This window comes from Shewanella sp. 2_MG-2023, from assembly GCF_030548905.1.
Classification (GTDB): domain Bacteria; phylum Pseudomonadota; class Gammaproteobacteria; order Enterobacterales; family Shewanellaceae; genus Shewanella; species Shewanella electrodiphila.
This window is the reverse complement of the sequence record NZ_JAUOSO010000005.1, coordinates 143,182-155,996: the sequence shown is the minus strand read 5'-3', so window position 1 is coordinate 155,996 and position 12,815 is coordinate 143,182. Positions and strand designations below refer to the sequence as shown.

8 protein-coding genes are annotated in these 12,815 nt (G+C 41.8%); 6 read left to right on the top strand and 2 right to left on the bottom strand.

Annotated elements, in window-relative coordinates:
• Positions 1–46: 46 nt before the first annotated feature.
• Both fusA and Q4600_RS07215 read right to left on the bottom strand, forming a co-directional pair.
• A complete protein-coding gene (gene fusA / locus Q4600_RS07220; RefSeq protein ID WP_102526565.1) occupies positions 47–2,131 on the bottom strand; it encodes an elongation factor G in 2,085 nt (694 codons plus the stop codon).
• 453 nt (positions 2,132–2,584) lie between these two features.
• Positions 2,585–7,141 (bottom strand): biotin carboxylase N-terminal domain-containing protein, encoded by a 4,557-nt coding sequence (locus Q4600_RS07215; protein WP_303514648.1) that lies wholly within the window; start codon positions 7,139–7,141, stop codon positions 2,585–2,587.
• A gap of 124 nt (positions 7,142–7,265) precedes the next feature.
• Between Q4600_RS07215 and Q4600_RS07210 the strand changes: the two genes are divergently transcribed.
• The 6 genes from Q4600_RS07210 to gshB all read left to right on the top strand — a co-directional run bounded on the left by Q4600_RS07210 (position 7,266) and on the right by gshB (position 12,765).
• Positions 7,266–8,177, top strand: coding sequence for a LysR family transcriptional regulator (locus Q4600_RS07210; RefSeq protein WP_102526567.1), 912 nt, complete (start codon positions 7,266–7,268; stop codon positions 8,175–8,177).
• A gap of 58 nt (positions 8,178–8,235) precedes the next feature.
• Positions 8,236–9,405, top strand: a complete 1,170-nt coding sequence (locus Q4600_RS07205; protein WP_303514652.1) for a hypothetical protein — start codon at positions 8,236–8,238, stop codon at positions 9,403–9,405.
• 162 nt (positions 9,406–9,567) lie between these two features.
• A complete protein-coding gene (locus Q4600_RS07200) occupies positions 9,568–10,152 on the top strand; it encodes a SprT family zinc-dependent metalloprotease (protein ID WP_303514655.1) in 585 nt (194 codons plus the stop codon).
• Between the two features lie 158 nt (positions 10,153–10,310).
• Entirely contained in the window at positions 10,311–11,030 is a 720-nt protein-coding gene (locus Q4600_RS07195; protein ID WP_303514870.1) for an endonuclease, read from the top strand.
• A 9-nt stretch (positions 11,031–11,039) separates the two neighbouring features.
• Positions 11,040–11,774, top strand: a complete 735-nt coding sequence (gene rsmE, locus Q4600_RS07190) for a 16S rRNA (uracil(1498)-N(3))-methyltransferase (protein ID WP_102526571.1) — start codon at positions 11,040–11,042, stop codon at positions 11,772–11,774.
• A gap of 37 nt (positions 11,775–11,811) precedes the next feature.
• Positions 11,812–12,765, top strand: a complete 954-nt coding sequence (gshB, locus tag Q4600_RS07185) for a glutathione synthase (protein ID WP_102526572.1) — start codon at positions 11,812–11,814, stop codon at positions 12,763–12,765.
• Positions 12,766–12,815 lie beyond the last annotated feature (50 nt).

The following is a 12,815-nucleotide window of genomic DNA, read 5'->3' as shown; positions in this document are numbered from 1 at the left end:
CCGCTGCAAAGGCAGCGGTTTTTTAATTAAAGAGTTTAGTTAATAATTACTTATTAGCTTCACGTTCTTTAACTTCAGCAATTACTTTTTCAGAAACACTGTTTGGACATGGTGAGTAGTGAGCGAATTCCATAGAGAATTGGCCACGACCTGATGTCATAGTACGTAGTGAACCGATGTAACCGAACATTTCTGATAACGGTACGTCAGCTTTAATACGAACACCAGTAACACCAGCCATTTGGTCTTTGATCATACCACGGCGACGGTTAAGGTCACCAATAACGTCACCGACGTTATCATCTGGGCTGAATACATCAACGTTCATGATAGGCTCAAGAAGTTGTGCACCGGCTTTAGGCATAGACTGACGGAATGCGCCTTTAGCAGCAATTTCGAACGCGATAGCTGACGAATCAACTGCGTGGAAAGCACCATCTAAAAGTTCTAATTCAACATCTAATACTGGGAAACCAGCAACAGTACCAGTTCCCATCAATGATGCGAAACCTTTCTCAACTGCAGGCCAGAATTCTTTCGGTACGTTACCACCAACAACTTTAGAGCTGAAAGTGAAACCAGTGTTTTGCTCACCTGGACGGATGATGTAGTCAATTTTACCAAACTGACCAGAACCACCAGACTGTTTCTTATGCGTGTAGCTATCTTCGATTTCACGAGTAATAGTTTCACGGTAAGCAACTTGAGGTTCACCAACGATTAAGTCAACACCGTAAGTACGCTTAAGGATGTCTACTTTAATGTCTAAGTGAAGCTCACCCATACCTTTAAGGATGGTTTCGCCTGAATCTTCATCAGTTTCTACGCGGAAAGATGGATCTTCTGCAATCATTTTACCGATAGCGATACCCATTTTCTCTGAACCACCTTTATCTTTAGGTGCTACAGCGATAGAGATAACTGGCTCTGGGAATACCATTGCTTCAAGAGTACAAGGATGTTTAACATCACATAAAGTGTGACCAGTTTGAACATTCTTCATACCAACGATAGCGATAATATCACCAGCTTGCGCTGAATCTAATTCGTTACGCTCATCAGCTTGCATCTCAACCATACGACCAACACGTTCAGTTTTACCTGTAAACGAGTTAAGGATGGTGTCACCTTTCTTGATTTTACCTGAGTAAATACGTACGAAAGTAAGTGCACCGAAACGGTCATCCATGATTTTGAATGCTAAAGCTTTGAATGGCTCGTCAACTGAAACTAAAGCGTGCTCGCCTGTTTCGTTACCTTCTTCATCAGTAAGAGGCTGAGGATCAACTTCAACTGGATCAGGTAGGTAGTCAACAACAGCATCAAGAAGAAGCTGCATACCTTTGTTCTTGAACGCAGAACCACAGTATGTTGGGAAGAATGCCATTGTACGAGTACCCTTACGGATACAACGCTTGATGTCTTCCATAGCAGGCTCTTCGCCTTCCATGTAAGCTTCCATTAGATCGTCGTCTTGCTCAACAGCAGTTTCGATTAACATTTCACGGTATTCTTCTACCATGTCAACCATGTCAGCTGGAACGTCTTCGATCTTGTAGTTTTCAGCTTCACCAGTTTCATCCCATATCCAAGCTTTACGAGTTAATAGGTCAACAACACCTGTAAACTCATCTTCGATACCAATCGGTAAAACCATAACTAATGGGTTAGCTGCAAGAACATCTTGAGTTTGCTTAACAACGCGTAAGAAATCAGCACCCATACGGTCTAATTTGTTTACGAAGATGATACGAGCTACTTCTGATTCGTTAGCATAGCGCCAGTTAGTTTCTGACTGAGGCTCAACACCACCAGAACCACAGAATACACCAACACCACCATCAAGAACTTTAAGCGAACGATATACTTCAACAGTGAAGTCAACGTGGCCTGGAGTGTCGATAACGTTAAAACGGTGGTCATTCCAGAAACAGCTTACTGCTGCTGACTGAATGGTAATACCGCGCTCAGCTTCCTGTTCCATGAAGTCAGTAGTAGATTCACCATCATGCACTTCACCGATCTTGTGGATCTTACCGGTTAGCTTAAGGATACGCTCGGTGGTCGTGGTTTTACCCGCGTCAACGTGAGCGAAGATACCAATGTTTCTGTATTTGGATAATTCGGTCATGATTCAACTTTAATGATTAGTTAAGAGGTACACGGAGTATGAAAAAAGCTTAACACACCGCACATCTGGTTATTTTAGGCGCATATTGTAAGTGGGAACCTTCAAATGCGCAAATAGGACTTGCAAAATTTATCACATTTTGCAAAAAAAAATTGCCTTTAATTTCATTATTCCTAAATAAAACAATAAAATAAAAGTTATTGTTTATTTTTCAAACAACTTAGTTTTTCAGACCCAAATCGTGTATTTTTTATGACGAATAGGTTGAGTAAGACATTTTTTCTGCAATCGGCAACAAAAAAGCGAATTTGTATCAATTAATTCAATCTTAATTACGTTAATTTGTGTCGAGTTCAATCTTGCATAGCGATAAAAAATCCCCAGTTTTTCAACTGAGGATTTAGTTAAGCAATTTAGTTAGCGTAATAGCATTGCTATCACGCTAATTGATTGTTACTCACCATCAATAGGTAAAATAACAAACAGTAAATCGCCTTGAGAAACCTGCTGGCCATTACCATTCAGAATACGCTCAATTCGGTATTTCTGATTTTCAGGGTACAGCACAGCGTTTTGACGGTTAAATCCAGCTAGAGTTACTTGCGAGAACATCTTCATCGCTTCTGTAAGCGCTAAATTCTGATCCACAGTAACAATGTCACCTTCTTTAACAAAGTCTGGCTCACCTGGTGCTGGTGAGGTATAGAAGATACCTGCACCTTGTGCCAATACTTTAAGCTCATTACTTTCAGCAACACGCAGTGATTCAGTGTCTAAACCTACTGTTTCAGCAGCCGCTTCCATCTCTGCGACAAGTGCAGGCACGTCTAGCTCAGCCATTAGGCGTGGTAAGTAATTGGTATCGTAAACACCTTCATTAAACGTCGCATCCTTGAGGATAAGCTTCAATAATGGAATGTTAGTTGCGATACCTTTAATTACTACGCTATCAAGATAAGCTGACATCTTAGTCACAACATCTTCACGTGATTCACCGCGAATAATGATTTGAGCAATTAAGCTATCGTAGTAAGGCGATACTTCTTTACCAGTCTCAGCGATAGAGATAATTTCAATACCTTCACCTTCAGGCATGATGCACTCAGTGATCATTCCTGGATTAGGTAATAACTGCAGCACACCATCGCTATCAAGCGCGGCTTTTTCAGCAGTCACACGCACTTCCATCGCGTAACCTTGATCAACAGGTTGTAAATCTTCAATTGAGCGGCCCGCAGCAATATCAAACTGCGCGCTAACAATATCAATACCTGAAGTTGCTTCAGTAACAGGATGCTCTACTTGAAGACGTGTGTTCATTTCCATGAAGTACACTTCGTTAGCATCAAGGTTGTAAATAAATTCAACCGTACCAGCGCCCATGTAATCAGTCGCATCACCTAAGGCACGAGTATATTCAAGTACACGTTGTTTCAGCTCTTCAGGCAACATAGTAGAACCAGACTCTTCAATCACTTTCTGGTTGTTACGTTGTACTGAACAGTCACGAATACCCAATACTTTGGTGTTACCAAATTTATCGCGTAGTAACTGTACTTCGATGTGACGTAGAGACGTGACATACTTCTCTAAGTACAAGTCACCATTACCAAATGCTGCAGCAGCTTCTGTCGATGTCTTTTGGAATAATCCAATCATATCTTCAGGTTTAGTTACAACTTGAATACCTTTACCGCCACCGCCTTGTACTGCTTTAAGCAATACTGGATAGCCAATTTCAAGCGCAACATTCACCGCTTGTTCAGCATTGGTCAAAATACCGTGCGAACCAGGTACTACAGGTACATTTTGGTCTTGTGAAGTTTTAATCGCATTCGACTTGTTACCCATCGTCGTCATTGAATGCACGCTTGGACCAACAAAGTTAACACCGTTGTTCACACATAAAGCGGCAAATTGTGGGCTTTCAGATAAGAAACCAATACCTGGGTGAAGCGCATCAACATTTTCGTAATCAGCGACTTTAAGTACTGAATAAGCATTCAAGTAACTTTCGTCTGATGTATTACCACCAATACAAACCAGCTTATCGTTTACTTTAAGCATGTCAGCTGGGACTGAAGTCATATCTGGATCTGATGCCACTAACACAACGTTAATCTTGTTGTCGTGGGCCTTACGGATCAATTTAACTGCTGTACAGCCACGAGCATGCACTAAGACTTTATCGATAGGCTTCATCAGCTCACGAGGATCGTCTTGAACAATCTTTTCTTCTATTGCTTTTACTTCAGGCACTAAGCTTGATAGTGCTTTAGCAATGATTTCATTGGCATGTAAATTAGGTAGCGGCATTAATGGGTCAATGCTTGATAAATGGCTATCTAACGTATCGCTGAACGGGTTGTGAACCAAGCCAGTCATTGCACCAGGTACTTTCGACAAGTAGTTCGATAGCGTTGCTGTAGACGGTAAGTAAGCAGGTACTACCATTTGGCCAGCAAATGGCATGTTGGTGCCAGATAGGTAATAAGTTTGCACTAATGGATGGGTAACAAAACTTGCTTGTGCACCACCGGTACAATCACCAAAACCGAACATCAACACTGGTAACTCGTTATCACGAACAAAACGAGTGATACGGTCATTAACCACAGCCATTGAGAATAGTGCAGCTGCACCTTCTTTGGTTTGCATACCACCAGAACTGATGAAACACACCACTGGCAATTTACGCTTAGCACATTCAATTAATAGCGCGCTGAATTTTTCAGCACTGGCCATATCGAATGCACCCGCTTGGAAAGCAATATTTGATACGGCAACACCAACGCGATGTTTGTTATCACCATGCTCAAAGTCAGCGACACCGGTAATCAAACCACATGGGCGAATGCCTTTGTCTAATGCATCTTCAATTGATAAACGGAAACCTGGGAAGTTAAGTAAGTTAGCCGACATTTTGTCGCCATTTAACTCTTCAAATTCGCTGAAGAACTTACCTATAACATTCTCCCAACCCATTTTTCCTTGGCGCTTTTCGTCGCGAAGTACTTTTTGGATTAATAGATCTTGATAGCCCATGGTGAGGCGGTTCCAGAAATCTTTACGACGACCAATACGCACAGGGTTAATTGCACCGGTGTACTTGCTTTGGTCTTCTTCACTGTCAAAGTATTCAGGTAATAAACGCTCAAAGAAATAGGTCAAGATAACGAATAAGCTGTCGTTTAATTGTGGGTTACCAACACTCTTCCATTGCTCTACACGTGTCAGTAATTCTGCACGGTTAGATTGGTCCATGAAGAATTTAAGCCATTTATAGAACTTAGCTTTATCGTTTGCGTCATCATTTTTTGAGAGTGCAATATCGATAGAGGTATGTAGTAGCTTATCAACTGACTCACGAGAAAGACTCTTAGACATCATCGCTTCTTTCGAAATCGACGCTAAGTTCTGAACCACATTGTCGTATAACGCATTAAAGATAAGTACGTTATGACATTGCCAAATGAAATCTTCACGCAGCTCATCGTTAACCACAATATCCAGTACTGTTAACTGGTTTAATTCTGGCCAAGGTGCTTGCGTTTTAGATGCTGGCAGTGATTCAAGATGCTTAATCAAGCCTTTGAAGTTGTTAGCTGCGTTACTCTTCCAGCGATGGTATAAAGACCAACCAATGTTGAACAATAATGCCTTACGGGCTTTCTTATAGTTCTCTTTTGGCTCACCCAAAATGAAACGTGTAATCACGTTACGCTCAGTAGAGATTTCATTACGCTTACTATCGAACGTGCCCCAAAGCTTATTCAATTCTTCATCGTAAACGAGTTTATCAGGTGTTGATAACCAAGCTTGGAAGACACTGTCTTGCTCTTGTTGGATACGCTCAAGTAAGTCCCCTTCTGGCACACTCACTTTTGATAAACGACCGTACTGTTCAACAGAAATTGAATGAATACGGCTACGCAGTGTTAGGTAACGTAAATAACGGTATGCACTACCAAATAAGTTGTGGTGCATGGTTGGGCTGCTAGCAACGGCCAAACCTTGGTTATTCTCTAACGCCACTAAGTTCTTAGATGGGTCCAAGTAACGGGTCAAACTACGATCGTAATGCTCACGTAAGTCTTCTGATTCACGTACGAAATTAATGGCAGCAGTTTCTACCGCTTCGATACTACTGATGATGGCGCGGCGTAAATTATGCTGACGCTCATCTTTATCGTATGGAGAGAAGTCAACGATACCATCGATACAACCTGCAGTAAGTAACTCTTCAGGCGAAACACCCACTGATTTGGCACATTCTTGCCAAGATAAGTTGTACTTACGCGCGATAGATTGCAAACCTTGTGGCTGAATCGTATTGAAAATACCATCGCGTAATGAAAGTAAGATATTCGCTGCAGCTAATGGAATTGCGCCACCTGAGTAACCTGCGCCGATAACAATACCGACGGTAGGCACGTCAACGTTAGCACTTTCAGCAATCGCTTTAGAAATTGTGTGAGCTTGGTTTTGGCTGTTAGCGACTTCACCCGCATCGGCACCTGGAGTATCAATTAAATAAACGATTGGCATTGATAGTTCAGAGAAGTGACGAATAGCTTTACATGCAGCTAAGTGATGTTCTGGCATCCAAGCGCCATTACCCGTGGTTCTTTCTTGGGCAATAAAACCAACACGACGAGTACGAGAACCAAAGTTTAATTCGATTTCCGCACTGTAGAATGCACCAAGGTGAGTTTCGCTAATCATCTTACCTTTAAGATCAGCAATAACACGCTTTGCACTTGGGCGATTCTTATCTTGAGTTGGCTGAATGACTTTCGTCACGTAGGTATCGACATCTAATGTCGCTAACTCTTTTAAGTTTGATTGAATTGCATCTTCAGATAACAATCCTTTAATTTCTTCGGCCAAAGATTGCTTGCTATGAGCAGGAAATAATGAAAAATCTTTAGCTAAATGTTCCGCTTGTAAAAATAGCGGATCAGCCGCTTGAGCTGTTGTCTTGTTTACGGGCTGCTTTTTGCTAGTCATCAAAAGATCCTCTGCTTATATAGCCTCTAAAATTTTTAGACGGTAAATATAACTTTGTTCCCTGTCAAATTACCATTAAACTATCGGAGACGCTTTGTTCCATTTTTGAGACAGTGAGGCTAAGGTGCCTGATTTAAACGGTATGATGCTGTTTGCAGCAGTAGTTAGAGCAAAAGGTTTTTCCCAAGCAGCCCGAGACATCGGACAACCAAAATCAACCATTAGTCGCAAGGTTGCTCAGCTAGAAGAGCAGCTAGGCGTGCGGTTACTGCAACGTGACACCCGTAATTTAAGTCTCACTCAAGTCGGTTCGTTATTCTTTCAACACTGTGATTCTATCAGTCAAGAAATCGATGCAGCCAAAGCCATTATTGAAAATACCCATAGTGATATCTCAGGTTCACTACGAGTGGCCATACCAGTCTCATTCTCCCAAGAAGTGATCGCTAACTTATGCAGTAGCTTTATGCGCCTTTATCCTAATATCGAACTGGACGTTCAATTTACCGACAGTAACGTTGGCTTAGTCGGTGAAGGATATGACATCGCCATTAAATATGGTCCACTAGAATCTTCTGACTTAGTGGCTAAACTGCTATTTGAACGTCAACCTATTTTAGTCGCAAGTCCCGGATATCTCAAAAAATCAGGCACCCCTGCTACCCCACAAGAGTTGGCACAACACAGCGGCATATTATTAGGCACCAGTTTATCCGCGCCAATTTGGCCTGTGGGTAAAGGTAGTCGCAAGACCATGGCAAGCTTTCAACGTAAAGTGAGAGTGAACAGTGCCAGTATGGTCAAACGCTTAGCACAAGATGACTTTGGCATTGCGATGTTATCAAATAACAGTTGTAAGCAAGAGCTTGCTGCAGGCAGCCTAGTGCCGATATTACAAGAATGGCCAATGGAATCATTTAAAGTTTATGGCGTCTATTCAAGCCGTAAGCAATTAGCCAATAATATTAGTGCCTTTCTAGACTTTTTTGCCAAACGATATAGTAGCCAAGAGTCTTTGCAATCAATAATGAATTAGTATGAAAGCCGTGGTAAATTAAACCATAACAACGAAAAGACATCCTAAAGGAATAGCCATGTTCAAGCCCTTAATTATCAGCACCTTAATTGCTGCAGCACTGTTAACGTCAGCAGCCAGTTGTGCCAAAAATGATGCCGCAAACCTAGACGTTGAAGAATTACGTTTACCTAAAGTGATGGATGTTATGGCGGATGTGGCGAACCGTTTTGATAATTTAAATAGTCAATTAGATAGCCAGCTTAGTGCCTCAACAGATGAGTTAGCCATTACCCAAATGGTTGCCTCACAAGGTACAAAATTATGGCAACAAGCTGTCGCAGATGTAAAAGCGGGCAACTACGATGACCGCGCGCTTTACTGGAGCCGATTGGCAATGCGCCAAACCTTAAAAACCGCTGATGCAGGCTATAACATCGTCCCTTGGCAACGAGACATTCTTGTTAAGGCATTTGAAAAGTCTTCTCGTGGTTTAAGCGATATTCACTTTAAACCAGAAACTCGCATCAAAATTTTACTGACAGGTTTTGATCCTTTCTTTTTAGATAAAGACATCACCCAAAGCAATCCATCAGGCTTAACAGCATTAGCACTCGACGGTATGACGTTTGATGTTAATGGACAGCAAGCACAAATTGAAACCGTGATGATCCCAGTCAGATTTGCCGACTTTGATAACGGCATTATCGAATCATTACTCACACCAATGTATCGCGATAACAGCATCGATATGATTTTCACTGTGAGTATGGGACGCGATGACTTTGATATTGAACGCTTTCCGGCTCGCGGCAGAAGTGCAGCAGCCCCAGATAACTTAAATGTTTATACTGGCGCGAACAAAGCAGCACCTAAAGCGCCGTTTTTTAATGGTGGCACATTAAATGGTCCAGAGTTTGTTGAGTTTTCCTTACCTGTAAGCGCCATGCAAAAAGCAGAAGGCCAATGGCAGGTGAATGATAATCATCAGGTCACTACTATCAGCCGTGGACAGTTTGATGCGAAATCAATTTATGAATTGGCAAATGAAACCTCGGTAGAAGGTTCAGGTGGTGGTTATTTATCAAATGAGATTTCATACCGCAGTATCTTACTCAAACAACAATTTAACCGTGATATTCCAGTAGGTCACATTCATACCCCGAGAGTCAGCGGCTATGATGCAGATACTGAATGGGCTATCGTTGAGCAAATCGTTGAAATGGTAAAACTGGCAGCAGCTGAATAATCAATGCTATAAATGGATTTGCTGCAACCGGATTGCAGCAATCCAGCTCCACAAAATATACTCACTGATATCGCCATTGTTGGGTACCACTCTCCATAACAATGTATTGTGATTATACATTCATGAACCACGATTATTTGAGTCAGGTACAAGCCAGCTTCTATGTTCAAAACCTTGTTTAGTCGCCCAACAAAGCTCTCTTCTACCAAAGCAAGCAGTGTGGGTTCATCCCATGCCCGCTCTATAGCTAAAAGCTGCCTACCTAAAACTGAAGTTCAACAATCTGTACTTAAAAAGATTGAAGCTGATTACCAACAGGCAGAGGCAATTCTCGGCCGTCAATTCCCAAGACCCATTGTTCAATTTACCTTAAGAGGAAAAAGTGCAGGTACAGCACATTTACAGCTGAATAAATTACGCTTTAATCCTGTGTTACTTGAAGAAAACAGTACGGAATTTATTGAACAAGTCGTGCCACATGAAATTAGCCATCTGTTAAGTTATCAATTATTTGGGCGAGTAAAGCCCCATGGCGTTGAATGGCAGCGCATCATGCACCAAGTTTATAACGTCCCAGCACACACCACTCATCAACTTAATACCCAGTCTGTAGCAGGTAAACAGTTCGAGTATTATTGTGCATGTGGCCCAGTGCAGTTATCAATTAGACGCCACAATAAAGTATTGCGCAATCAAACCCAGTATCGCTGTAAAAACTGCTCGCAAGTGCTGGCAGCAAAAGCATAATAAATAGCTTATTTGATTAGTTAATCTGATTGCATCACAGGTACCAATCCCTTACCATCCTTCGCAAATATCAACTGATACCAACCCGTATCAATTGTGCCGTATTAATGAAGTTAGGGTTTATTGTGTCGTACCATAAAACAAACAAAATATATCAACTGCCAACACTGCTGTTTATCTTTCTTGCTGTCATTATCACAAGTTATAGCGCGCAAGCAGCAAAGCACCCCACTAGTTTTAGAAGTGCTAAAAAAGTCGCTCAAAAAATTTATAGTACTTCTTTGCCTATGACGAGCTTCTATTGTGGTTGTGATATCAATGTCGTTGGTAAACAATGGAAACCAGATTTAGAAAGTTGCGGTTATCAAGTCCGTAAGCAAATCCCAAGAGCCAATAGAATTGAATGGGAACATGTAGTCTCGGCGTGGGAGTTTGGTCATCAGCTGCAATGTTGGCAAGATGGTGGGCGTAAGAATTGTGGCAGAACCAGTAGCCAATTTAAAAAAATGGAATCTGACTTGCACAACCTAACCCCTGCTGTCGGTGAAGTGAACGGCGATAGAAGTAACTACCGATTTAGCGAATGGAATGGACAAGCCACTCAATACGGCCAGTGTGCTATGGTAGTCGACTTTAAAGGTCGTAAGGCTCAGCCGCCAAAGCAAAGTCGCGGCGCCATTGCTCGAACCTATTTTTATATGCAACAAGACTATGGATTATCTATTTCTTCCAGCCAAAAACGTTTATTTGAAGCATGGAATAAAACTTATCCAGTTGATCAAGTAGAATGTCTACGGGATCAACTTATTGCAAAAAACCAAGGCAATCATAATAGTTTTGTTTTAAAACAATGTCAGAATCTCGGCCTCATTGATTAAGGATCTACTATGCGCGTCCCAAGAATTTATCAACCTATCAATGAACTTACTGTTAATCAGCAAGTAAAACTAGACGAAGATGGTGCTGCACATATCGGCCGAGTGTTACGCATGAATGAAGGTGACAACATTAGCCTGTTCTGTGGTGATGGCTATGATTATCTTGCAACCATTGTCAGCGCGAATAAGAAAAACGTCACCGTTGAGATTATCGAACAAACAGCTAACGAATCTGAATCTCCTCTGAATTTGCATTTAGGTCAGGTAATTTCTCGAGGTGACAGAATGGACTTCACCATTCAAAAATCAGTTGAATTAGGTGTTACCACGATTACACCGCTGTTTTCTGATCGATGCGGCGTCAAACTCAGTGGCGAGCGCCTAGAAAAGAAAATCAATCAGTGGCAAAAAATTGTCATCAGTGCCTGCGAACAATCAGGGCGCAGTTTTGTGCCTACAGTCAGACCTGCAATGACTTTAAGCCAATGGTGCGCAGAGCAAACAGATGCAGTAAAGTTGAACCTGCACCCTCGGGCAGCACATGGTATTAATGGTTTATCATTAAAAAATAACAAAGTGCGGTTATTAATTGGCCCAGAAGGCGGTCTATCAAAAGAAGAGATCGCCATGACAGAAACGCACCTCTTTACAGACGTATTACTTGGCCCACGAGTGTTACGAACAGAAACAGCTTCACTAACTGCGATTACCGCTTTGCAACTAAGATTCGGTGATATCGGTTAATCAATGATATAAGCATTGAGAAAATAAGGATAAAAGTATGATCAAGCTCGGCATAGTAATGGATCCAATCAGCGACATTAACATTAAAAAAGACTCTAGCTTTGCCATGTTAATGGCTGCTCAGTCACGCGGTTACCAACTGTATTATATGGAAATGCAAGATCTTGCCATGGTAAATGGTAAGGCAATGGCCAATATGCGTTCGTTAACAGTTGAAAATAACGCCGACAAGTGGTTTGAATTAGGTGAAAGCATCGACACACCACTTGCTGATTTAGACGTCATTTTAATGCGTAAAGATCCGCCTTTTGATACTGAATTTATCTATGCCACTTATATGCTTGAACGCGCTGAAGAAGAAGGCGTTTTGATCGTCAATAAGCCGCAAAGCCTTCGCGATGCTAATGAAAAGCTATTTACTGCTTGGTTCCCAGAATTTACCCCAGAAGCCGTTGTCACGCGCGATGCTAAACGTATCCGTGATTTCTTAGCTGAACAAGGCGATATCATTCTTAAGCCACTTGATGGAATGGGCGGCGCTTCAATTTTTCGCGTCAAACAGGATGATCCGAATATTGGAGTGATTTTAGAAACCTTAACCGAACACGGCACACGCTATGCGATGGCGCAAGGCTTTATCCCTGAAATTAAACAAGGTGATAAACGCATTTTAGTGGTTGATGGTGAACCCGTGCCTTATTCATTAGCGCGTATTCCAATGAAAGGCGAAACTCGCGGAAACTTAGCAGCTGGCGGAAGCGGTGTACCACAACCTTTATCAGAAAGTGATTTCCATATCGCTCGTACATTAGGTCCTGAGCTCAAAAAACGTGGGCTTATTTTTGTCGGTTTAGACGTGATTGGCGACAAACTCACCGAAATTAACGTTACTAGCCCCACTTGTATTAAAGAAATTGAAGCTGCATTTGATGTCGACATTACTGGCATGTTGATGGATGCCATTGAAGTACGAGTTAATAAACAAGCTTAATCTGTATCCAGCCTATTAACATTGCTGATAGGCTGGTGCTTTAAGTTTTG

Bases quoted from the DNA above. Each gene is read 5' to 3' on its own strand.
- fusA (WP_102526565.1), bottom strand. From the start codon at position 2,131: ATGACCGAATTATCCAAATACAGAAACATTGGTATCTTCGCTCACGTT.
- Q4600_RS07215 (WP_303514648.1), bottom strand. From the start codon at position 7,141: ATGACTAGCAAAAAGCAGCCCGTAAACAAGACAACAGCTCAAGCGGCT.
- Q4600_RS07205 (WP_303514652.1), top strand. From the start codon at position 8,236: ATGTTCAAGCCCTTAATTATCAGCACCTTAATTGCTGCAGCACTGTTA.
- Q4600_RS07200 (WP_303514655.1), top strand. From the start codon at position 9,568: ATGTTCAAAACCTTGTTTAGTCGCCCAACAAAGCTCTCTTCTACCAAA.
- rsmE (WP_102526571.1), top strand. From the start codon at position 11,040: ATGCGCGTCCCAAGAATTTATCAACCTATCAATGAACTTACTGTTAAT.
- gshB (WP_102526572.1), top strand. From the start codon at position 11,812: ATGATCAAGCTCGGCATAGTAATGGATCCAATCAGCGACATTAACATT.